Source organism: Streptomyces sp. NPDC001415 (assembly GCF_053597395.1).
In genome coordinates, this window is sequence record NZ_JBSFIE010000002.1 from 98,176 (window position 1) to 120,963 (window position 22,788).

Genomic DNA, 22,788 nt, shown 5'->3' on the forward strand with positions numbered 1-22,788 from the left:
GGGGGCTGCCTCCGGGGTGGGGGCGGGCGACGTTGGGGGAATTGTGCCAGCCAATTAAAAAGGTTCTGCCCACTGAGCTTGGACGCAGCACATTTAAATACGTCGACATTGGATCAGTTGATCCCTCCACTCTTTCAATCGTGGGTGCTGTCGAGACCGAAGCCGACGCAGCTCCCAGTCGTGCACGTCAACTCTTGAGGCGCGGCGATACGGTGTTCTCGACGGTTCGGCCATATTTGCGGAAGATCGCTTGGGTTCCCGAAGAGTTCGATGGCGAGATCGCTTCCACGGGATTTTGCGTTCTGCGAGCCGGAGAGGCGATAGATCGCCGATTTCTGTTTCATCTGGCTTCATCGAGTGAGTTCATCTCGCGTGTTGTCGAGAAGCAGCGTGGAGTAAATTATCCTGCGGTTCGGGAGCGGGATATCTTGGAGATCGAGGTTCCCGTACCGCCTCTCGCTGAACAGCATCGCATCGTCACCAAACTGGACGAGCAGCTGGTGCACATCCACGCGGGAGAGGGGTCTCTAGGTGTCGCGGACGCAAAAGGGGAGTATTTTCTTCAGGCCGCCCTTCACGATGCCTTGCATGGGAAACTTGTTTCCGAAGACCTTTCTGAAGGGGATGCACAGGTTCTCGTGCGGGACTCCGCTGCTCTGGATGAGGGGCCTTGGGATATCCCTGACGGATGGCGATGGACAACTATAGGAAAACTTTTTAAGGTTGCTGTTGGGTCAACTCCGTCACGCGGCAATTCGGCTTACTGGGGTGGTGATGTCCCCTGGGTGAGCAGTGGCGAGGTATCCTTCGCTCGCATTTCATCCACGAGAGAGTCAATCACGGTTGATTCGATCACAAGTCCTGAGGCTCGGATTCATCCGCCCGGAACGGTGATGATCGCGATGATCGGCGAAGGGCGGACGCGAGGCCAGGCGGCAATCCTTGATATTCCTGCTGCGCATAACCAGAACTGTGCATCGATCCGAGTCTCGGAAACTGCGATCCTGCCCGAGTTTGTGTACTACTTTCTCATGGCTCGCTATGAGGAAACACGCAGGGAGGCTTCAGGCGGTAATCAGCCGGCGCTTAATAAGGGGAAGATTCAGAACCTCGAAATTCCGATTCCGCCCCTTGGTACACAGCGGAACATAGTTGCTCGTGTTCAGGAACTGGAAGAGGACCTGCGGGGACTGCGAGAAGCAGTGACTGACGGCTGGGCGAGGGCTTCGAAGCTCCGTAATGCCCTCTTCCACGCAGCCCTCACCGGAGCCCTGATGCCCCAGGACCCCGATGACGAGCCGGCATCTGTCCTCCTCGTCCGGAACCGTGCTCAGCGGTCTGCCGAGGTCAAGCCGGTCAGGCGCATGCGCACATCCCGTACGACTGCCCCCCAGGCCTCCGGCCAGCCGGTTCCCACCGGTACCCAAGAAACACTTCCCCTGTGAGCACCGTCATGAGCAGCACCTACAAGCCGACCCCCGAGGATCCCGCTGACGCGGCCCCGGCACCCGGCACCCCTCGCGCGGTGGAAGTGAAGACCAAGACTGCCCTCGCAGCCCCGGCCTCCACCTCCACCCTCGTCAACCGCCTCTGGTCGTACTGCGAACTGCTCCGCCACTCCGGTGTCTCCACCCTGGACTACGTCGAGCAGCTCACGTACCTCCTCTTCCTGAAGATGGCCGACGAGCGCGCCAACCGCCCGGCCGCCTTCCGGCGTAACGCCCCCGAGAAGCCTCTCGTCCCCGAGGGCCGGGACTGGAAGAGCCTGACCACCCGGTCCGCCGAAGCGCTGCTCGACCACTACGAGTTCGTCCTCAAGGATCTCGGTCAGCGCGGCGGCACCATGCTCGGTGAGGTCTTCACCAAGGCGCAGAACAAGATCCATGAACCGGCCGTCCTCGACCGCCTGATCAAGGACCTGATCGACCCCTACACCTGGACCACCGAGAACCAGGACCTCAAGGGCGACGCCTACGAAGGTCTCCTCCAGCGCGGGGCCGAGGACCGCAAGACCGGCGCGGGCCAGTACTTCACGCCCCGGCCGCTCATCGACGCCATGGTCGACTGCGTCCAGCCGAGGCCCGGCGAGACCATCACCGACCCGGCCTGCGGCACCGGCGGCTTCCTCATCGCGGCGCACGCCCACCTCGTCCAGAACTACGAGGACGAGCTGTACGGCGACAAGGGCCGCGCCCTTCAGACCGGCGCGATCACCGGTTACGAACTCGTCCGCGAGACCGGCCGCCTGGCCCTGATGAACATGCTGCTGCACGGCATCGGAAGCTCCGAGGCCAAGCCGCTCATCACCATCCAGGACTCCCTGGCCCGCCCCCCGAAGCGGCACTACGACATCGTGCTCGCCAACCCGCCCTTCGGCGTCGGCTCGGTGACCGGCGAGTCCTACACCTCCCGCACCGACTTCTGGGCACCAACCACCAACAAGCAGCTCAATTTCGTCCAGCACATCTACAACCTGCTGAAGACCAACGGCCGAGCTGCCCTCGTCCTCCCCGACAACGTCCTCTTCGAAGGCGGCGCCGGCGAGACCATCCGCAGGAACCTCCTCAACCTCTGCGACGTCCACACCCTGCTGCGCCTGCCCACCGGCATCTTTTACGCCAACGGCGTCAAGGCCAACGTCCTGTTCTTCGAGAAGACCGGCCAACGCTCCGGAGGCCGCCCCGGCACGCGCGAGCTCTGGGTCTACGACTTCCGCACGGACCAGCGCTTCACGCTCAAGCAGCGCCAGCTGGGCCGCCAGCACCTCGACGATTTCGTGGCCGCGTACCACTCCGGGGCCACTAACTTCAGCAAGCGCAGCCCGAGTGACCGTTTCCGCGCGTATGACTACGACGAGCTGATCGCTCGCGACAAGGTCAACCTGGACCTCACGGTGCTCAAGTCCGACGCCACCGCGACCACGGATTACGCGCCGCCGGACGTGATCGCCCAGGAGATCGTCGACGAACTCGAAGTGGCGCTCGCCCAGTTCACGGCCGTGGCCCGTGCCTTGAAGAAGGACGTACCGCCGTCGGCCGACGAGAACTAGAGCCAGCAGGCGGGCCGGTGGTTCACCGAGAACCACCGGCCCGCCGCTGTTCTCCGTGCTCAGAGCTCGCCCGCGATCACACCCGCCCGGAACGCGGCCCACTCCGACGCGGTGAACCGCAGTGGTTCCCGCTCCGGGTTCTTCGAATCACGTACAGCCCGCGCGCCGTGCGGCAGTTCGGCGACCTCGACGCAGTCGTTCTCGGCTCCACTGACTGTGGCCTTGCGCCAGACGGCGCCATCGAGGTCTTGTTCGTACAGCTCAGTTTTGCGGTCGGTCACTTCCGGAAGCCTTCTTCCAGCTCGGCGATGCGTACGAGTGAGTCCTCGACGGGCATGGCGGTGGCGCGAATGCGCTCGCACGCCCGCTCGAAGGGGACCGCGTCTTCGCCTTCAACGTACGTGGCTCCGCCTGGGTTCTCCAAGAGGACGACGCTCGGTAGCGGTGCCCGGAACTTGGTGAGCGAGAAGCCGCCTTCAAGCCCTGGATGGGGTGTTGCATCGATGGGCATCAACTGCACTGTCACATTGGGCAGCTCCGCGGTCTCGCGAAGTCTGCGCAACTGTTCTCGCATCGTGCCGGGCCGACTCGCGAACCTCAGGCGCAAGGCTGCCTCGTGGATGATCGCCCAGAACTCCAGAGGGGCGCCAGGACGGCTGAGCACGGATTGGCGAGCCATGCGCACCTCCGCCAAGGCGGTGACCTCCTCAACGCTTCGGGTGGTGGTGATCCCGGCGATGGTCTCGCGCGCGTAGGCGGCGCTCTGCAACAGCCCCGGAACCAGCAGGGGCGACCATGAGCACACCATCTCGGCGTCCGTCTCCAGGGAGATGTAGTCCGCGTAAAGGGGACCGACGACCTGCGAATATGCCTGCCACCAGCCTTTCTTCGCCGCATCGTTTCTCAGCTGCTCCAGAGTGTCGCGGACCTCATGGTCATTCACTCCGTAGATCGTGAGCAGCTTGTCCAGGTCGGCGGGTCGGATCGCCTGTACGGCATTCTCGATCTTCGACATCTTCGGGCTCTGCCACGCCATCGCGGAGGCGGCGCGGTCCAGGCTCAGGCCAGCCTCGTTGCGGAGCCTGCGAAGCGCTCCTCCAAGTCGGCGGCGCCTGACGGTTGGGGCCAAAGGGGCGTTCGGCATACCGGCATGTTGCCATTCGCGCCACGCCCTGACGGGAAGCAAAGGGAAACCGTCACCCGATAGGGTAGAAAGGTTGCGATTTCAGGGAGCCGATGGCCACTCTCAAGTCATCGTGAGGCGAGGAAAGTTCGCCCCCGACGCAGAGGAGCCCCCCCATGCCCCACTCCCTCGGCTGGTACCAGACCCCCACCCCCTCCGGCTTCGTCCTCCACCTCACCGCCACCCCCGACCACCTCCGCGCCACCCGCACCCTCATCTCCAAGACGCTCGCTGACGCCGGGGTCGGCGAAGACCTCATGTACTCCGCACAGTTGGTGATGTCCGAGCTGTGCGGGAACGCGGTCCGCGCGTGTGGTGACTTCGTTCCGCTCGTCGCCGAAGTAGGGGTCATGCCGCTCGGGCGCGGTGATGATGCGGAGCGAGGCGTCCGGGTCAGGCTGCACGACCCGTACCGCCGGATGCTGCCCGTGCGGGGCGGCGTACAGCTGGACGACCCCGAGGCGGAGTCGGGGCGTGGGCTGCCGTTGGTCGATCTGCTCGCACCGGGGTGGCGGGTCACGGGGACGCCGGTCGGCAAGCAGGTGCGCTGCTGGATTCCGGAGCAGCAGGAGAACGGGGTCTGACAGGCCGAAAAAAGTACTGCTCGGGGCCCCCGATGCCGACTTTGCGCCTACCCTGGAAGGGAGTTGATCGCCTGCGGCCCGATCGGCCTGTTCAGATGTGTTCTCAGAGCGCTTCGTCACCGGATCCGACGCTGCCGGAACAGGGGGGTGGCCCGTCGGCGTATCCACTCGGACATGGACGTTCGAGAACGGGTGGGGCATGGCGACGGAGCGCGAGAACATCGGGGCGAGAGGGCCGGAGGCACACTGGACGACAGACGGGATATTCCGGCGCTGGCAGCGGTTCTTCGAACAGAAGCCGAGTCTCAAAGGTCTGACGCGGCTGGAGTTCACCGAGCACATCGCGTACCTACTCTTCCTCAAGCTCGACCATGAACGCGCCCAGCGGACGGGGATGTTCGCGAGCCCTCCGATCGCGCCTGCGGGCAGCTGGCCGAGCCTCGTGCTGGCCGGCGGTGAGGATCTGCACCGTGCCCTGACCGGGCTAATGGCCGAACTCGGCAAGCCGAACCCGCAGGATCCCCGCCGGGCCATCGCGAGTGTCCTCTTCCACGACTCCCGCCCCTGGCCGGCCGACAAGATGGCGGATCTCGGACGGCTGATCGTCGAGGAGTTCGACCCGTACCGCTGGTCGGACGTGCTCCGGGACGAGCTCGGTTCTGCCTTCTCCTTGTTGATAGCCGACTGCCGGGACGATATCCGGGCCAAGCGGGAGACGGGCCAGTTCCTCACCCCGCCCTACCTGCTCACCGTGATAGCCAAGGCGCTCGCCCTCACCCCGCGGGACCGGATGGTCGACGCGGCTGTCGGAGTCGGCACCAGCCTCATCGCCGCCCACCGCGAGATGGCCGCGCACGGGGGCCGCGTGGACGCCGCCGCCATCGCGGGTGCCGACATCGACGTACAGATGTGCCGCCTGGCGACGATGAACGTGCTCCTCAACACCGGGCGTCAGTTCCACGACGTACCGCCGATTCTGCGCGCGGACTCGCTCGACACGAAGGAACGCCTGGTACGCCGGTACGAGCGGGACGTGGCCGCCACCGTCGCCATCTGCAACCCGCCGTTCAAGAGCAACGTCGAAGCGAACACCGAGCGGCGGAACGACTTCTGGGCGCAGAACGCCACGCTCCCGGCCAACTTCCTCCAGCATCTGGCCATCACCCTGCCACAGGGGGCCAGGGCGGCCGTCTTCGTCCCCGACGGTGTGCTGTTTCACGGCGGAGCGGCGGCCACCATCCGCAGGGCGCTCCTGAGGAACTGCGACGTGCACACCCTGCTGCGGCTGCCGACCGGCATGTTCCACGACACCGGCTCCAAGTCGAACGTGCTGTTCTTCACCAAGTCCGTCCTGCGCCCGAACGGCGATCCGGCCACCGACGAGCTGTGGGTGTACGACGCCCGCGACCTGCACCACACGGACACCGAGAACCCGCTCATGGAGGAGGACTTCGCAGAGTTCCTGGAGGCGTACCGGCCCGGAGAGGAGGGGTGCGCGGGGCGCGTCGAATCGTCGCGCTTCAAGCGATACGGCCGTGCCGCTGTACGCAAGATACTGGACAGCCGCGATACCAGCCTCCTCCTGAATGCCGGGCCCATCGACGCGCCCGACGACTTCGGCGACCCGCGCGAGATCGCCCAGTCGATCGTGGACCATCTCGGCGACGCGCAGAGGAGCTTCCAGGTGGTGCTCGACTCGCTCAGCTGACGCTCCCGTACCCACGCCCTCTTCGCCGCTCGCAGTCAGCCGAACAGGAACACCGTGAACGCCACTCCCCAGCAGCCCGACATCCCCACCCAGGTCCGCCAGGTCGAGCGCGCCTTCGACGAGACGTACACCGGCCTCATCGACATCAGTGACTTCGGCAACCGGCCGCCGGAGCAGACCCAGCCCGCCTTCCGCTCCCGCGCCCTGGCCGCGCACGCCGTGCGCATCATGACAGGCTGGACCCCGGAGCAGGCGGCCGACTGCGTCATCGACGGAGGCCAGGACCAGGGCATCGACGCCATCGCGATAGACGAGACGGCCGCGCACATCTACCTCGTCCAGGCCAAGTGGAGCCCGACCGGAAAGGCCAAGGCCGACGAGACCGCGGTCCACAAGCTCTTCGCCGGGCTGACCCTCATCGACTCCGGAGAGGCCGCCCAGTTCAACCCTCGCGGCCAGATCCTCGCCAAGCGGGCACACGGCCTCATCAGTGAGAAGACCACCGAGATCACACAAGTGATCGTCCTCATGGGCACAGAGCCCCCGTCGCCGGGCGTACTGCAGGTCATCAAGAACGGCGAGGGGGAGTTCAACTCCCACGGCGACTACGTCGACCATCGCTTTCTGCACGCCAAGGAGATCCACACTCTGGTCCGGAAGGACCAGCAAAGTGAACCCGTCACGCTGACGGCGACGCTTCACCCCTGGTTCAGCGTGCCCTCGCCCTACCTCTCCTACGAGGGCGTCATACAGGCCGAAGAGGTCGCGACCTGGGCCAACCACGGCAACGAGCTGTTCGTCCGCAACATCCGCAACCCGCTGGGGCTCACCCCCATCAACAAGGAGCTGCTGGACACCCTCACCGGCGAGCCGTCCCACTTCTGGTACTTCAACAACGGAGTCACCGTCCTGTGCGACTCCTTGGAAGCAGTGCCCGGATCGCAGAAGTTCCCCGAGCGCCACCCCGTCCGCCTCACCGCCAAGGGCGCCAGTGTCGTGAACGGCGCACAGACCGTACGCTCCGTCATCGACGCCGCCCAGCAGTCCGAGGAAGCCGGACTCGCCCAGGTCACCGTCCGGTTCATCGTCACCGGCGGCGACACCGAGTTCGCCAACCGCACCACCCAGGCCACCAACCGCCAGAACCACATCACCGAGCGTGACCGTATCGCCCTCGACCCCGTCCAGGCGGTGCTCATCGACGAGTTCAGTGCCGAACTGGGCCTCGTGTACAGCGTGCGCCGCAGCGAACTCGAACCCCAGGACGACGAGGGCTGCTCCGTGGTGGAAGCCGCGTGCGCGCTCGCCTGCGCCCACAGCGGCAGCCGGTTCGCGGCCCGGCTCGTCGCATCCGGCTCCACCGACGTGCTGTGGGAACGGGGCGGTAGCGGCATCTACGACCCCCTCTTCCGCTCCGTGCCCAACGTGTATGAAACCTGGAACGCCGTGAACGTCCTCCGGGCGGTGCGTACGGCTCTGCGTACGGAACGCGAACAGTACGCCGGGCGCGCGGCCGCCGTCATCGACGACGGCACGTTCCTCATCACCCACCTGGTGTTCCGGCAGCTCCTCGCCCAGGACGCCGGCATGGGCGAGCCGGACCAGTCGCTCACGTGGGCCGCTGAGGCCAAGGAGCAGGTGCCAGACCTGGTCAAGCGCGTTGTCCCGGCGGTCGTACAGGCTCTGGACGGTGTGGGAACCCGGTCGAGTCTCCAGCGGGTGTGCGCCGATCCGGGGCAGGCCGCCGACCTCGTGACCGCGGCCCTGGCAGCCCTCGAAGGCGGCGGAAGCGAGGACGCCGCCGCGCAGTACCGGCGCGGGGAGAACAAGCCGCGTAAGCGCCGCAGGCCCAACGCCGTGCACGTCATCGTCGACAAGGGCGCCCTGGAGGAGGGGGCACCGCTGCACCTGGCCCTGTACCTACAGCCGGAGAAGGACGCGCTCGCCGCATGGCTCGACGCGAACCCGCGCCGGGCACTCGCGAAGTGGACCAACAGCAACCGGGCGCGCCCGATCGTCTGGGCCGCCGACGGCAACGCGTACTCGCCGAGCGGTCTCATCGCACGGATGTGGGAGCTGGCCGAGTGGGAAGGTCGTCCGGTCGCAAACCAGGGCACCGCCCGCTGGGCTACGCAGGAGGGCGAGACACTCGCCATCCTCGCCCGGCGGCTCCTCGACGGCATGGAGGAGTCGGGGGACGCCGAGTGACTGACTAGCGCCACGGGCTTTCAGGCCGTCACGCGAACCTCTCGTTTGTGGTTACATCGAGCGCTTGTAGGCACAATCGAGGGTCGGCCATGAGCGTCTCCTACGTCCGAGACGCTCTCCCACAGCCTCAGCGCCGTCTTCACCCGAGTCTAAACGGTCGAGGGCAGGCGCCGCCGACCTACCGATTCAGCCGGACAACCGTCTCGATCACCAGCTGCCCGCCCCCAACCGGCGACTTCGCCCGTCCCCATGTCCCGGGTCCCCCGCCAGGGGCACACGCGGCGGAGCCGCAGAGTGTCGCAGTCGGGAAGGGGCGGGGTGGGGGAATGAAAACCGCCCGACGGACGGGCGCCATACGCGCAGCCGTTCCGCCGGGCGGAGGCAAGAGGGAGGGGCCGGGCTCAGCCGGTCAACTCCGTGTAGCGGCGCCGGAGTTCAGCCGCACCCTCGGCCGTCAGCGCGCCGTGCAGCCGCATCCGCGCCACCCCGCCGTCGGGGAACGCGTCGAGGCGGACATGCGTCGCCACCGCCTGCGCCGGGAGGCGGAACCGGTGCAGCGTGTCGGGCTGCAGCTTCGTACGCGGGAGGATCTCGAACCACTCCCCCGCCTCCCCGTCGCGCCCGCTCAGTGCGACCCACCCCGCCGAGTTGCCCTTCAGGTACGCCGTGTCGATCTCGACCGCCCTGATCGCCCCCTGTGCGACAAGCCGGAACCGCACCCAGTCGTTGGTGTCGCGGACGCGGCGACGGCGGTTCTCCCAGCCGTCGTCCATCTTCCGCGACGTACCCGGAAGGATGATCTGCGTCGGCGAGGAGTAGAACTTGTCCGACGCGTCCTCGTACGCACCGCCGTTGACGACCGCCACGAGGTCGATCGTGCCCAGCGTGTCGAGCCACTCCGGGTCCGGTACGACCTCGCCGTGCACGCGCAGGCGGGCGACGCCGCCGTCGGGGTGCTGGCAGAGCCGGACGTGGGTGTAGCGGCGGCCCGTCGTGATCTCGAAGCCGTTCTCGGCGTGGCCGCGCACCGGCGCATGGGGCCTCCCCTGCTCCTTGGAGCTTGGGGAAGGGACGAGCTCGTCCCACTTCACGTCGTCGGCGAGAAGCCGCTCGGGGCTTGGCGAGCCCTCAACCGCCGTTGCCTGTACGGAGATTCCCTGCGGGTAGTTGCCGCGGAAGTGCGCCGTGTCGACGACGATCCCCTTGATCACGCCGGGCGCGCCGAGCCGTACGAGCGCCCAGTCGTGGTCCTCGGGCGCGGGGAAGACATGATCGGCGTCGGCGCCGCGACGGCGGCGGGTCTCCCAGCCGTCCATGATCTTGCCCTTGTGCCCGAAGCGCTCCGGGTCGAACACGGCCCGCTCGCGGACGAGCAGGTTCTCGCGCTCGGCGAAGAACTCGTCGTTGGCGGCGATGACTCCGGCCCCGAGCCGACGGTCCGCGAGGTCGACGAGCTCGGTGAACGCGAAGTCACCGTAGCGGTAGTCGGCGTACGGGTCTCCGCCTCCGTAGGGGGCGGCGTCGTTGGCGTGCGGGTCCGCTGCGGATGCGTGGTCGGCGGTGTTCTCGGTGGCGTCGGCGGCGTCGGTGGCGGAAGTCATGACCCCGACTCTCGCCCGCCCCACACCCCACGTCCATCGAAAGTTTCCACACAGTCTGTTCAGTGATACTGAACGTTTGGCTGGGCACCGGCTGCCCGCTCCTGGCAGCTTGTTGCCATCTCGGGGCGGGCCGCCCCGTCCCTGCCAGACTCCCGCCATGACCACGACCTCAGAGACCATCACCGCGGCGGCCGCGGGCACCTGGCAGCTCGGCGACCTGACCGTCAACCGGATCGGCTTCGGCGCGATGCGCCTGCCCCAGCAGGGCGCGGCATTGCGCGCCGATGCCGTGTCGAGCGACCGGGAACGGGCAATCGCCGTACTGCGCAAGGCGGTTGAGCTCGGCGTGAATCACATCGACACCGCCGCGTTCTACTTCTCCCCGCTGCGTTCCGCGAACGAGCTGATCGGCCGGGCGCTCGCCCCGTACGCGGACGGCCTCGTCATCGCCACCAAGGTCGGGCCGACCAGGGTCCCGTCGGGCGAGTGGGGGGAGCACGCCAGGACGCCCGAGGCGCTGCGCGGGCAGGTCGAGGAGAACCTGCGCCAGCTCGGCCGCGACCACCTGGACGTGGTGAACCTGCGCATCATCGGCACCGATTCGATCGCCGAGCGCTTCGGCGCGCTCGCCGAGTTGCGCGAGGCGGGGCTCATCCGGCACCTGGGCCTGTCCAACGTCGGCCCCGCGCACCTGGAGGAGGCGCTGGCCATCGCGCCCGTCGTCTGTGTGCAGAATCCGTACGGCATCGGCGCGCCCGCGGGGCAGGAGGAGATGCTGCGGCTGTGCGGCGAGAAGGGGATCGCGTTCGTGCCGTTCTACGCGATCGCCGGGGCCGGACGCGAGACGGGTGCGGGTGGCGCGGAGAGCGAGGCGGTGCTTGCCGTCGCGCGCGAGCGGGGCGTGAGCGCGGCGCGGATCCGGCTCGCGTGGACCCTGCACCGCGGCCCGCACGTGCTGGCCATCCCCGGCACCGGCGACCCGGCCCACCTCGTCGACAACGTGGCGGCGGGCGCGCTGCGGCTCAGCGAGGACGAACTGGCTCGCCTGGACACCCCGTAACCGGCAGATCGCCTAACCGGCAACCCGCGCGCCCGCGACCTCTCGCAGGGCGGCCAGCACCCGGGCCACCGCCGGGCCCTCCTCCGCGCCGCGCCGCACGGCGGCCACGACATGCCGCCGAGGCTGATCCGCGCTGAGTATCCGCATGACGACGCCCGCGCGTCGGTCCGCCGCGGCCATCCTGGGCACCAGGGCGACGCCCATCCCGGCCTCCACCATGGACAGGATCGCGGTCCAGCCGGCCGCGCTGTGTGCCTGTTCGGGGACGAATCCGGCCGCCTCGCAGGCCGCCGTGGTGATCTCCGACCAGGGGCCGCTGCCGCCGAAGATCCAGGGCTCGTGCGCGAGGTCGGCGAGCCTGAGGCCCGGTTCGGCGGCGAGCGGGTGCCCGGCGGGAAGCGCCACGTCGAGCGGGTCGGTGAGCAGCGGAAGAAGCGCGAACTTCGGGTCGCGGGCGCTCGGCGCATGGGCGGCGAGGGAGAGGGCGAGGTCCACGGCTCCGGCCGAGAGCAGCTCGTACGCCTCGGCCGCCTCGGCCTCCCGCACCCGTACCTCCAGGGCCGGATGGCTGCGGCGCAGCTGCTGCACGGCCGGTACGACGAGGGCGGGCACGGCGGTCGAGAACGCCCCGATCCTCACCTCGCCCGCCTCGCCCTGCAGATAGCCCGCCAACTCGGCGTCCGCGCGCTCCAGTTGGGCGAAGACGACCTCGGCGTGGCGCAGTACGAGATGCGCCGCGTCGGTGAGGCGGACGCGGCGGCCGTGCGCTTCGAGCAGCGTCACGCCGAGCTGTTTGGCGAGGTTGGACAGCTGCTGCGAGACCGCCGAGGGCGTCATCATGAGCACCTCGGCGGTCGCGGTCACGGTGCCCTGCTCGCGCAGGGTCCGCAGGATGTGCAGCTTCTTGATGTCCCACTCGCTCATGGGACGCAACATACCGGCGCCTCCCCCGGGCGCCTCACCTGCGGGATCCGAGGACGACCCCGCCGAGGATGAGCGCCATGCACACCAGCTGCGCCGGGCCGGTCGACTCGCCGAGCAGGGGGTAGGAGAGCAGGGCCACGCAGACCGGCTGGAGGTAGTAGACGACTCCGGCGCGGGCGGCGCCGATCAGGGAGATCGCCTTGTTCCAGGCGAAGAAGGCGACGGCGGAGGACAGCACGCCGACGTAGAGGAGCGGTCCGACGGTGCCGGGCGTCGCGGCGAAGCCGCCCTGCGCCGCGAGACTGACCCCGTACACCGGAGCCAGCATGAGCGCGCCGAGCACGAAGGTGGTGAACAGGAAGGCGAGCGCGCCGAGTTCGGCCGGACGACGCTTCAGGAGCACGCTGTACGAGGCGAAGCTGAGGGCGGCCGCGACCATCCAGAGGTCGCCCGGAGCGAGGTCGAGATCGAGCGAGCCCTTGCTGACCAGGAGCAGCACCCCGGACACGGCGACGAGCAGTCCGATGGTGCGGCGGGCGCCGAGCCGGCCGCCGGTGAGGCGCTCGTGGACGGCCATCAGGACCGGCGACGCAGCCATGATCATGCCCATGTTGCCGGCCGAGGTGGAGGTCCCGGCCTGGTTGACGAGGGTGTTGTAGACCGTGATGCCGAGCAGCGAGGCCACCGTGAGGAATCCCAAGTGACGCCGGATCAGGGCGCGTTGGCGCCAGGTCTCGCGAGCGGCGAACGGGGCGACCGCGACGATGGCGATCAGCCAGCGCCAGAACGCGGCCTGGACGGGCGGCACCGAGTCGTGCAGGGCCCGGGAGGCGACGAAGCTCCCGGACCAGACGACCGTCGCGACGGCCGCGAAGACCAGGCCAAGACCGGAGGCTCCGCCCGCCTTCTTGGCCGCGGTGGCGCGCGGTGTGCTGCGGACTCGGTCCAGGACGACGGTCACGATGACTCCGTTTCGGTGTGAGCGGGGGTGGGGCGGCGCTTGTTGCTGGCGTTGGCGTGGCGCCTGGTGTGCCCCTGTGGCCCTACCGTCGCACCGGGTGACTCGTCACGTCCATCGAAAGTTTTACGTTGCTATCTTCAGCAGAACTGAACGATTGCAGGGACTTGGACCTTCCGGGGCCCTTGGGTGCGGTCTGGCCGGCCAGGGTGGCGCCGAAGGCGATGGCCATCCCGAGGACCTGGACGGGGGCGAGGGCCTGGCCGAGTGCCGCCCAGCCGATGACGGCGGCGGTGAGCGGGGAGAGCGGGCCGAGGAAGGTGACGGAGGTGGCGGTCATGCGGCCGATGCCGCGGAACCAGAGCCAGTACGCGACGGCCGTGTTCACCAGGGCGAGGTAGACGTATCCGGCGAGGTTGCGACCGTCGAGCGCGGGCGGGGCGCCCTCGACGAAGAAGGCGACCGGGGCGATGAGCAGCCCGCCCGCGGTGAGCTGCCACCCGGTCAGAACCAGCGGCCCGACGCCCTCCGGCCGCCCCCAGCGCTTGGTGAACACGGTCCCGGCGGACATGCTCGCCGAGGAGCCGAGCGCGGCGATCACCCCGATCGCGTCGAAGGCGCCGGCCGCCTTGAGGACGACGAGGCTGACCCCGAGCGCTGCGGCGATGCCGGTGAGCAGGGTCCGCAGGGTGGGCTTCTCGCCGAGGAACACGGCGGCGAGACCCGCGACCCAGAGCGGCCCCACCGACCCGATCACGGCCGCCATGCCGCCGGGCAGCCGGTAGGCGGAGAGGAAGAGCAGCGGGAAGAACGCCCCGATGTTGAGCGCCCCGAGCACGACCGCCTTCCACCACCAGTCACCTCTGGGCAGCCGCCGGGTGAGCGCGAGCAGAGCGAGTCCTGCGGGCAAGGCCCGCATCATGCCGGTGAACAACGGGCGGTCGGCGGGCAGGAATTGAGTGGTGACGAAGTAGGTGGAGCCCCAGGAGACGGGGGCGAGCGCGGTGAGGGCGACGGTGACGAGCCGGTTCTGGTTCATGACTGACTTCCTGTGAGTGGTGGAGAACGAACTCCCCCGGAGGCCACGCGGCGGAGCCGCAGAGTGTGACAGCGGGAAGGGGCGGGGTGGGGAACGGATCAGCGTGCGGCGACCGGCACACCCGCGCCCGCCCCCACCCGCCCAGCGAAAGCGACCCGCACAGCGCCCGTCGGCAGAACCCGCTCAAGCCGCACCACGACGACCGCCGCGACCAGGGACGTACCGACCAGCACAGCCCACGGCAGGCGCCCGTCGACCGACATCAGCGCCGTGAAGAGCGACGGCGCGACCGCCGCGGACAGCGACCACGACAGCTGGTACGCCGCCAGGTACCTCCCCCGAAGGGCCTCCGGCGCGGCCGCGACCGACAGCGCCCCGGCGGACGGGCTGTGGACGAGTTCGCCCAGCGTGTACAGCGCGACGATGAGCAGCAGCGCCCCGCCGAGGACGACCCCCGAGCCGGGCCGGAACGTACCGAGGACGATCTGCGCGGCGAACGCGGCGGCGAACAGGAGCGAGCCGAGCGCCGAGGAGCGGGTGCGCCGGGCGCCGCGGGACCGGACCCGTGCCGCGACCACGACCCCGCCCGCCGCGCACATCACGGTGTTGAGTGTGAACGCGACACCGGTGATGGCCTGGGGCCCGCGCAGCCAGGTGGTGATGTACAGCGGGAAGAGGACCGAAAGGGCCGAATAGCCCAGCGCATTGAGGAAGTTGGCGGCGGTGAGCCCGAGGAAGGGCCGGTCGGCGAAGACCTGCCGGTAGCCGGCGGACGGCTGGGCGCCGCCCTCGACCGGGGCCTGCCGCTCGGCGCGTACGCCCCGCATGAGCAGGGCCGCGAGCGCGAAGCTGGCTGCGTTCAGCCAGGCCGCCGCGGTGAACCCGGCGTCCCCGGCGAACCCGACGACGAGCGAGGCGAGGAGCGAACCCGCGCCGAGTCCGCCGTTGCGCAGGGCGCGCGAGGAGGCCTGGAGCCGGTCCCGGTCGGCGCCCTGGGCGACCTCGCCGAGGAGCGACTGCTGTACGGCGGGGAAGGCCCGGTCCCCGAAGGCGGTGGCGAGCGCGACGGCGGCGAAGGCGGGCAGCGAGTGGGCGAAGGGGTAGAGCAGGAAGCCCGCGCCGCGCACCCCGTACAGCAGGAGCTGCACGCGTCTCGCCCCGTACCGGTCGACGGCGGCCCCGGCGAGCGGCAGCGCGCCGAGCCCGAGGAGCCCCACGACGGTGAGTACGAGTCCGACGGTGGCGAACGGGAGCCCGGTGACGTGGTGGAAGAACACCAGGCTGAACGGCACGTACATCCCGGAGCCGGTCGCGTCGACCGCCATGGCGACGAGCATCCGGCGTTCGCCGGCTATGCGGGCGGTACGGCTGCGGCTGCGGTGCGTACGCATGGGGGCTCCGGCGGGATTCGGGGCGATCACTTGACGGAAAGTAGCTTACTCCTAAGCTACTTTCCGTCAAGCAACTTTCTTGCGTCCGACCGAACGGCCTCGGATACTGGGCCACATGACTGCCGCAAAGACTCCCCCGCCCCGGAACCCGAGCCCGGACCCGAACCCGGACCCGGCGCTCGCCGAGCCGCCGTCCGAGACCCCCTCGGACGCGCTGGACGCGGTGGACGCGGTGGACGCGATCACCGCGCAGTGGGCGGCGGTCCGCCCGGACCTCGAAACGGTCCCGATGGCGGTGTACGGCCGGATCTACCGGATCGCGCGCGCGATGGGCGAGCGGATGGACAAGGAGTACGCGCAATTCGGCATCGGGCGGGGAGAGTTCGACGTCATCGCCACGCTGCGACGCTCGGGCGAGCCGTACACGCTGTCGCCGCGGCAGCTTTCGGCGACGCTGATGCTGACGACGGGGGGGATGACGGGGCGCCTCGACAAGCTGGAGAAGGCGGGGCTGCTGCGGCGCAGCCCCGACCCGACCGACCGCAGGGGTCTACGGGTGACCCTCACGGAGAAGGGGCTGAAGCTGGTGGACGAGTCGGTGACGGCGGGGCTGGCCGCCCAGACGGAGGTTCTGACCTCCGCGCTGGACAGGGACGAGGCGGCTCAACTGTCCGCGCTGCTAAGGAAGTTGCTGGCGGCGCATTGAGGTGCGGGGCGGTTGAATCCCCCACCCCGCCCCTTCCCGAGACCCTCCGGGGGATGGGGGGCGGGCTTGAGATCCGTCCCCGCGGGTGGCCCCAAGGGGCCGGGGTTACATGGACGGCTTTCGACTGCGGGCGGTGCATGGCTGGCCGCGCAGTTCCCCGCGCCCCTAGCAGGGTGCGGTGCGGGCATCCCCAGCCCCCGGGGGATGCGCATGGGCTTGAGATCCGTCCCCGCGTGCGGCCCCGAAGGGGGCCGGGATCCCGTGGACGGCCTTCCGCTGCGGACCGTGCGTGGCTGGCCGCGCAGTTCCCCGCGCCCCTATCAGGGTCGCCCTTGGCAGGATGCCCGTGCGGGCATCCCCAGCCCGTCCGGCGTTTGAGGACGAGCGCCCTTCAGGCGCGAACGGGGTCTGGGGCAGAGCCCCAGGAAACGACCACCGGGCCGCACCCGAGCCATCCACCCCCGGCGGGTTTCGGGAAGGGGTGGGGTGGGGTCAAAGGGGTCTGGGGCGGAGCCCCAGGGGACGACCGCCCGGCCGCGGGCGCCGACGAAACGGCAACCACCCACCCCCTCGCTCCGCCCTCGCAGGGGGCAGAACGGGCGGGCGGGTGGCTGGGAAAGTCAGGCCGACGAACCCGCCGGCTACGCCTTCTCCGGCGCCTTCCGGGACTTGTCAAGCACCATGACCAGCCCGGCGATAACCGCGAACAGCGCGATCGGCGCGACCACGAACAGACCGATCGTGTCGATCACGCTCAGGCCGGTCCCCGGGTCGTCACCGTCGTCGCGCGTGAGCGCAAGCGCCGGGGACGACATGAGCAGCATCATCAGCGTCGTACCGGCTGCTACGGCGCCGGCGCGCAGGGCGTTCTTCTTGTCCACGGTGCAAACGTAGCGAACGCCCAAGAGGGCCGCGCGCCCGGGGGTGCCGTACGGGGCGCGCACCGCGGCCGCGCACCGGGTCCGCGCCCCGAACCGAACACGGAAAGTCCACGTCAGGCGGGGCTGCCGTACAAAGCCGCACACCGAACCCGGCGCGGAAGAGCCCACCTCAAGCCGGGCCCCCGGGGCCGACCGTGCCCGGGTTCGCACCCGTCCCCCTCCTGGGAAAGACCCGCATCAGCGCATGCAGCCGCGGCGAAGCCGCGATCGCCTCCAGGGGCATCGGCTGCCCGTCCGGCCCCGCCACCGGGAGGCGCCAGTTGGGATACTCGTCCCACGTGCCCGGCAGGTTCTGCGGTCTGCGGTCGCCCACCGCGTCCGGCAGCCACACGCCCACCATCCGGGCCGGGGTGCGCAGCAGGAAGCCGTAGATCGCGCGGATTTCCGTCTCCTCGTCACCGGGGGCGTCGGGGAGGAGGCCCAGGCGTTCCAGGTAGCCGAGCCACTCGGCGACCTCCGCGCGGGCCGCGGTCTGCTCCTGGGCGAGCGGGGTCGCCAGGAGGCCGAGGCGGTGGCGGAGCTGGACGTGTTCGCCGGTGAGGCGGGCCGCCGTGGACGGCAGGTCATGGGTGGTCGCGGTGGCGACGCATCCGGGCCGCCAGTCCTCGGGGGCCAGCGGCCGTCCCGTACCCACCCAGTCGCGCTCGAACCACAGGACCGACGTGCCCAGCACGCCCCGCTCGGCCAGGGCTTCGCGTACGCCCGGTTCGACCGTGCCCAGGTCCTCCCCTATGACGACCGCGCCCGCGCGGTGCGCCTCCAGGGCGAGGACGGCGAGCATCGCCTCCGCGTCGTAGTGGACGTACGTGCCGTCCGTCGGCGGATGCCCCTCCGGCACCCACCAGAGGCGGAACAGACCCATCACGTGGTCGATGCGCAGGGCGCCCGCGTGGCGGAGGAGGCCCTGGAGGAGGCCTCGGTACGGGGCGTAGCCGCACGCGGCGAGGACGTCGGGGCGCCAGGGCGGCAGGCCCCAGTCCTGGCCGCGCGCGTTGAAGGCGTCCGGGGGTGCGCCGATGGACATGCCGGGTGCGAAGGCGTCCTGCTGGGCCCAGGCGTCGGCCCCCTCGGGGTGCGCGCCGACCGCCAGGTCGTGGACGAGGCCGACCGGCATGCCCGCCTCGCGGGCGGCGCGCTGGGCGGCGGCGAGCTGGGTGTCGGTGAGCCAGGCGAGCCAGGTGTGGAAGTCGACGCGGTCGATGAGCTCGCGGCGGGCGCGGGCGGTCGCGGCGGATCTGGGGTCGCGCAGCCCCTCGGGCCAGCGCCGCCAGTGCGGCCCGTACCGTTCGGCGAGCGCGCACCAGGTGGCGTGGTCCTCCAGGGCCTGGCCCTGACCGGCGAGGAAGTCGCAGTAGGCGGCCCGGCGGCCGGGGGCGAGCGGCACCCGGTGCAGCATCTCCAGGGCTTCGCGCTTGAGCTCCCACACCGCGTCCCGGTCGATCAACTCCCCTTTGACCAGGACCCGTTGCCGCAGAGCGGCCGCGCGCACGGTCAACCCGTCGAGTCCGGCGCGCTCGGTGGCGTACGCGTACTCGGGGATGTCCTCGATGCGCAGATGTACGGGGTCGGGGAAGCGGCGCGAGGAGGGGCGGTAGGGGGACGGGTCGGTCGGCGCGCCGGGTACGGCCGCGTGCAGCGGGTTGACCTGCACGAATCCGGAGCCGAGCGTGCGGCCCGACCAGCTCGCGAGCTCCGCGAGGTCGCCGAGGTCGCCCATGCCCCAGGAGCGGGCGGACAGCAGCGAGTAGAGCTGGACCAGGAAGCCGTGGGTCCGGGACGGGGGCTGCGGTACGCCGTCCGGCGCGACGATCAGGGTCGCGGTCGCGGTGCGGCCGTCCCGGTGGCGTACGTTCAACTGGTGTACGCCCAGCGGGAGTTGATCGACCGGCGTGCCGATGACCGTCAGCTCATCCGACAGGCCCGGCACCGGCCCGTCGCCCCAGCGCACCAGCGTCGGGGGCAGCAGGTGGTCCGCCTCGGCGGCTTCGGCGACAGCCAGGGCCCGGCGCAGCGCGGCCGGGGTCGAGGCGTCGACGCCGAGTGCGGCGAGGACGGCGACGACCGTGGCGTCCGGCACGTCGACGGTGACGCCCGCCGACGGGGAGTACGACGTGGCCACGCCGTGCCGGGCGGCGAGCCGGGCCAGGGTCATGGCCTCAGAACCCCGCGGCCGCGGCCACCGGCGTGGGCTCGCTGGTCAGCGGGGCGGTCTCGGCCATGGGGGGTTCGCTGATCAGGGGCTCGGCGTCGGCCATCGGGGGCTCGCTGGTCAGCGGCTGCTCGGGGGCGGGGGCGACCACGGGGGCCTCCAGGTTCGGTGGACGGCAGGGACAGAGGTGCCCTACCCAGCGGGCGGCCCGCCAGACGTACCGTCGCTCACAAGCTGGTACCGCACGCATCGCACCAGGCATATCAGACACATCGACCACTCGCATTGACACCCTCGGCGGACGGGTGGTGGGCTCGTGACTCACGCAGTGTCAGGTGAGGAGTGGCCCGTGCAGCTCGGTCGCGGGAAGAGGGCGACAGCGCTTGCGATCGCCGTGATCGGCGGCCTGCTCGGTGCGGCGCCCGGCGCCCTCGCCGCCCCGTCGGGACCCGCTCTCACCGCCTCCGATCCGGCTCTGGACGCGGGCGCGCCGCCCCAGGTGTGGCCTCGGCCACAGTCACTGAAGCCCGCCGGGTCGCCGGTCGGCTTCGGCAGCGAGGCCGTGCTGCTCGCGGACCCGGCCGCCGATCCGTACGCCGTGCAGGCCGTGATGGACGCGCTGAAGGCGGCGGGAGTGCGCACCCTGCACCGTCAACTGCCGGGCGGTGGGCCGGTGTTCAGGCTCGGCGGGGTCGGCGCCGATGACGCGCTGCGGGCGCTGCGGGTGCCCGCGCGGGGCGATCTGCCGGCCGGCGGCTACCGGATCGGGGTCGGCCGGGTCGGCGGGCGGGACACGGTGGCAGTGGACGGGGTGGGCGGCGACGGTCTGTTCCACGCCGCGCAGACGCTGCGCCAGCTGCTCGGCAGGGACGGGCACGGCGACGGGCGGATCCCGGGCCTCGCGGTGCGCGACTGGCCCGGCACGGCCGTGCGCGGCATCACCGAGGGCTTCTACGGCCAGTCCTGGAGTCTCGAACAGCGCCTGGACCAGCTGGACTTCATGGGCCGCACCAAGCAGAACCGTTACCTGTACGCGCCGGGCGACGACCCGTACCGCCAGGCCCAGTGGCGCGACCCGTACCCCGCCGAGCAGCGCGACGCGTTCCGGGCGCTCGCGGACCGGGCGGCCCGCAATCATGTGACGCTGGCCTGGGCGGTGGCGCCCGGCCAGGAGCTTTGCCTGTCCTCGGACGCCGATGTCGCGAAGCTGAACCGCAAGTTCGACGCGATGTGGGCGCTCGGGGTGCGGGCGTTCCAGCTCCAGTTCCAGGACGTCTCGTACAGCGAGTGGCACTGCGGCGCGGACGCGGAAACGTTCGGCTCGGGCCCCGAGGCCGCGGCGAAGGCGCATGCCCGGGTCGCCAACGCGGTCGCGGCCCATCTCGCTTCGGCCCACCCGGGTTCTGAGCCGCTGTCGCTGATGCCGACCGAGTACTACCAGGACGGCGCGACCAAGTACCGCAGCGCCCTGTCGGCCGCGCTCGCTCCCGGCGTGCAGGTCGCCTGGACCGGGGTCGGGGTCGTGCCGCGCACCATCAGCGGCTACCAACTCGCTGGCGCCCGCGATGCGTTGGGCCATCAGCTCGTCACGATGGACAACTACCCGGTCAACGACTACGCGCCGGGCCGGATCTTCCTCGGCCCGTACACCGGCCGCGAGCCGGGTGTCGCGGTGGGCTCGGCGGCGCTGCTCGCCAACGCGATGGAGCAGCCCGCCGCGTCCCGCATCCCGCTGTTCACGGCCGCCGACTTCGCGTGGAACCCGCAGGGCTACCAGCCGCAGGAGTCCTGGCGGGCCGCCGTCGACGACCTGGCGGGCGGCGACCCGAAGGCCGGCGAGGCGCTCACGGCCCTTGCGGGCAACGACTCCTCCTCGGTGCTCGGGGGCTCCGAGTCGGCGTATCTGCGTCCGCTCATGGACGCCTTCTGGAGTGCGCGTACGGGCCCGGACGCGGCGGCGCGCGATCGTGCGGCCAAGGAGCTGCGCGGCGCGTTCACGGTGATGCGGCAGGCCCCGCAGCGCCTCGCGGACGCGGCGGTGGGGAGTGAACTGGCGCCCTGGATCGACCAGTTGGCGCGCTATGGGCAGGCAGGCGAGCTGGCCGTCGATCTGCTCCAGGCGCAGTCGGCCGGGGACGGCGCCGCGGCCTGGCGGGCCTCGCTCGCCCTGGCCCCGGTGCGCGAGGCGGCAGCTCACGCCCCGGTCACCGTCGGCAAGGGCGTACTCGGCGCGTTCCTGGAGCGGGCCGTGCGGGAGGCGGACGCGTGGACGGGCGCGGACCATCCGGCGGCGGACGTCACCGACGCGCCGGACGCCTACACGGTCGGGCTCGGCGGCGGCCGCCCCGTCCAGGCGCTGACCGTGATGGCGGAGCCCGGCACCACGGGCGAGGTCCAGGCGCACATCCCGGGCGAGGACTGGCGCACCGTGGGCCTCCTCGACGCGTCCGGGTGGACCCAGATCGCGGCGAACGGGGTGCGGGCGGACGCGGTACGGGTGTCCGGCGGCGCGGCCGGGGTGCGGCGCCTGGTGCCCTGGTACGCGGACCGGCCGCGGGCTCACCTGACCCTGGACCACGCCTCGACGGACGCCGAGATCGGCGGGGCCGCGCAGCGCGTCACGGCCTCGGTGGCGGCGATGGGTCCCGAGGACGTGCGGGGCGCGCTGACCGCGCGGGCGCCGCGGGGCATCACGGTGCGGCTCCCCCGGGACACGACGGTGGCCCGTGGCACGAGCGCCGGCGTCCCGGTCGAGGTGAGCGTCGCGAAGGGCACGCCCGCGGGCGAGTACGAGGTGCCGCTGGCCTTCGCGGGCCAGGAGACCACCCTGACCGTGCGGGCCTACCCCCGCACCGGCGGCCCCGACCTGATCGCGGGCTCGAAGGCGACCTCGTCCGGGGACGCGGACCCGTCCTTCCCGGCCCGCGCGGCGGCCGACGGCGACCCTGGGACCCGCTGGACCTCGCTCCCCGACGACACCGCCTGGTGGCAGGCCGAGCTCGCCGGGCCCGCCCGGGTCGGCCTGGTGGTGCTCCAGTGGCAGGGCGCCGGTGCCGCGGGGTACGAGGTGCAGGTGTCGTCCGATGGCCGTAGCTGGCGTACGGCGGGGAGCGTAGACGCCGGGAAGGGCGGGCGTGAGGTGGTCCATATGGACGCGAAGGACGCCCGCTTCATCCGGGTCCAGGGGATGCGGCGGGCGTCGCGGTCCGGCTATTCGCTGTGGTCGGTGGAGGCGTACGCCGTCGCGGACGGCTCATAGCCGGGATACGACAGGGCCCGGGGACCCC

General features: G+C 70.6%; 18 protein-coding genes. 8 read left to right on the forward strand and 10 right to left on the reverse strand.

The window, feature by feature from the left end; genetic code table 11:
* Positions 1-140 precede the first annotated feature (140 nt).
* Positions 141-1,445: a restriction endonuclease subunit S gene (locus ACWC2B_RS02655; protein WP_450714605.1), complete on the forward strand. Its 1,305-nt coding sequence runs from the start codon at positions 141-143 to the stop codon at positions 1,443-1,445.
* Complete coding sequence (locus ACWC2B_RS02660; protein ID WP_450714606.1) at positions 1,442-3,049, forward strand: type I restriction-modification system subunit M; 1,608 nt, start codon at positions 1,442-1,444, stop codon at positions 3,047-3,049. The genes ACWC2B_RS02655 and ACWC2B_RS02660 overlap by 4 nt, the downstream gene beginning before the upstream one ends.
* Before the next feature lie 59 nt (positions 3,050-3,108).
* Here ACWC2B_RS02660 and ACWC2B_RS02665 read toward each other — a convergent pair whose 3' ends face one another.
* Positions 3,109-3,330, reverse strand: a complete 222-nt coding sequence (locus tag ACWC2B_RS02665; RefSeq protein ID WP_450714607.1) for a DUF397 domain-containing protein — start codon at positions 3,328-3,330, stop codon at positions 3,109-3,111.
* A complete protein-coding gene (locus tag ACWC2B_RS02670; protein WP_450714608.1) occupies positions 3,327-4,193 on the reverse strand; it encodes a DUF5753 domain-containing protein in 867 nt (288 codons plus the stop codon). The genes ACWC2B_RS02665 and ACWC2B_RS02670 overlap by 4 nt, the downstream gene beginning before the upstream one ends.
* Positions 4,194-4,348: 155 nt before the next feature.
* Here ACWC2B_RS02670 and ACWC2B_RS02675 point away from each other — a divergent pair, with 155 nt between their 5' ends.
* The 3 genes from ACWC2B_RS02675 to ACWC2B_RS02685 all read left to right on the forward strand — a co-directional run bounded on the left by ACWC2B_RS02675 (position 4,349) and on the right by ACWC2B_RS02685 (position 8,732).
* Entirely contained in the window at positions 4,349-4,816 is a 468-nt protein-coding gene (locus ACWC2B_RS02675; RefSeq protein ID WP_450714609.1) for an ATP-binding protein, read from the forward strand.
* Between the two features lie 199 nt (positions 4,817-5,015).
* Positions 5,016-6,524: an N-6 DNA methylase gene (locus ACWC2B_RS02680; RefSeq protein WP_450714610.1), complete on the forward strand. Its 1,509-nt coding sequence runs from the start codon at positions 5,016-5,018 to the stop codon at positions 6,522-6,524.
* A gap of 54 nt (positions 6,525-6,578) precedes the next feature.
* Positions 6,579-8,732: an AIPR family protein gene (locus ACWC2B_RS02685; RefSeq protein WP_450714611.1), complete on the forward strand. Its 2,154-nt coding sequence runs from the start codon at positions 6,579-6,581 to the stop codon at positions 8,730-8,732.
* Positions 8,733-9,133: 401 nt separating this feature from the next.
* Here the strand turns inward: ACWC2B_RS02685 and alc are convergent, their stop codons facing one another.
* Positions 9,134-10,333, reverse strand: a complete 1,200-nt coding sequence (gene alc / locus ACWC2B_RS02690; RefSeq protein WP_450714612.1) for an allantoicase — start codon at positions 10,331-10,333, stop codon at positions 9,134-9,136.
* Positions 10,334-10,490: 157 nt separating this feature from the next.
* On the opposite strand from alc, the gene ACWC2B_RS02695 reads away from it, so the two are divergent.
* The gene (locus ACWC2B_RS02695) at positions 10,491-11,393 is read left to right on the forward strand and encodes an aldo/keto reductase (protein WP_450714613.1); all 903 of its coding nucleotides are present in this window, start codon (positions 10,491-10,493) and stop codon (positions 11,391-11,393) included.
* A gap of 12 nt (positions 11,394-11,405) precedes the next feature.
* On the opposite strand, the gene ACWC2B_RS02700 is transcribed toward ACWC2B_RS02695, so the two are convergent.
* The 4 genes from ACWC2B_RS02700 to ACWC2B_RS02715 all read right to left on the reverse strand — a co-directional run bounded on the left by ACWC2B_RS02700 (position 11,406) and on the right by ACWC2B_RS02715 (position 15,705).
* A complete protein-coding gene (locus tag ACWC2B_RS02700) occupies positions 11,406-12,317 on the reverse strand; it encodes a LysR substrate-binding domain-containing protein (protein ID WP_450714614.1) in 912 nt (303 codons plus the stop codon).
* A 34-nt stretch (positions 12,318-12,351) separates the two neighbouring features.
* Positions 12,352-13,278, reverse strand: coding sequence for a DMT family transporter (locus tag ACWC2B_RS02705; RefSeq protein ID WP_450714615.1), 927 nt, complete (start codon positions 13,276-13,278; stop codon positions 12,352-12,354).
* Between the two features lie 82 nt (positions 13,279-13,360).
* Entirely contained in the window at positions 13,361-14,314 is a 954-nt protein-coding gene (locus ACWC2B_RS02710; protein ID WP_450714616.1) for an EamA family transporter, read from the reverse strand.
* A gap of 98 nt (positions 14,315-14,412) precedes the next feature.
* Positions 14,413-15,705 carry an MFS transporter gene (locus ACWC2B_RS02715; protein ID WP_450714617.1) on the reverse strand — a complete coding sequence of 431 codons (1,293 nt, stop codon included), beginning with the start codon at positions 15,703-15,705 and terminating at the stop codon, positions 14,413-14,415.
* A 115-nt stretch (positions 15,706-15,820) separates the two neighbouring features.
* Between ACWC2B_RS02715 and ACWC2B_RS02720 the strand changes: the two genes are divergently transcribed.
* The gene (locus ACWC2B_RS02720) at positions 15,821-16,411 is read left to right on the forward strand and encodes a MarR family winged helix-turn-helix transcriptional regulator (protein WP_450714618.1); all 591 of its coding nucleotides are present in this window, start codon (positions 15,821-15,823) and stop codon (positions 16,409-16,411) included.
* 641 nt (positions 16,412-17,052) lie between these two features.
* Here ACWC2B_RS02720 and ACWC2B_RS02725 read toward each other — a convergent pair.
* From ACWC2B_RS02725 to ACWC2B_RS02735, 3 genes are all read right to left on the reverse strand, one after another.
* Positions 17,053-17,292 (reverse strand): hypothetical protein, encoded by a 240-nt coding sequence (locus ACWC2B_RS02725; RefSeq protein WP_450714619.1) that lies wholly within the window; start codon positions 17,290-17,292, stop codon positions 17,053-17,055.
* Positions 17,293-17,461: 169 nt separating this feature from the next.
* Positions 17,462-19,504 carry a 4-alpha-glucanotransferase gene (gene malQ, locus ACWC2B_RS02730; protein ID WP_450714620.1) on the reverse strand — a complete coding sequence of 681 codons (2,043 nt, stop codon included), beginning with the start codon at positions 19,502-19,504 and terminating at the stop codon, positions 17,462-17,464.
* Positions 19,505-19,508: 4 nt separating this feature from the next.
* On the reverse strand, positions 19,509-19,652 hold the full coding sequence (locus ACWC2B_RS02735; protein WP_159047870.1) for a hypothetical protein: 144 nt from the start codon (positions 19,650-19,652) through the stop codon (positions 19,509-19,511).
* Positions 19,653-19,850: 198 nt separating this feature from the next.
* Here ACWC2B_RS02735 and ACWC2B_RS02740 point away from each other — a divergent pair, with 198 nt between their 5' ends.
* On the forward strand, positions 19,851-22,760 hold the full coding sequence (locus ACWC2B_RS02740) for a beta-N-acetylglucosaminidase domain-containing protein (protein WP_450714621.1): 2,910 nt from the start codon (positions 19,851-19,853) through the stop codon (positions 22,758-22,760).
* Positions 22,761-22,788 lie beyond the last annotated feature (28 nt).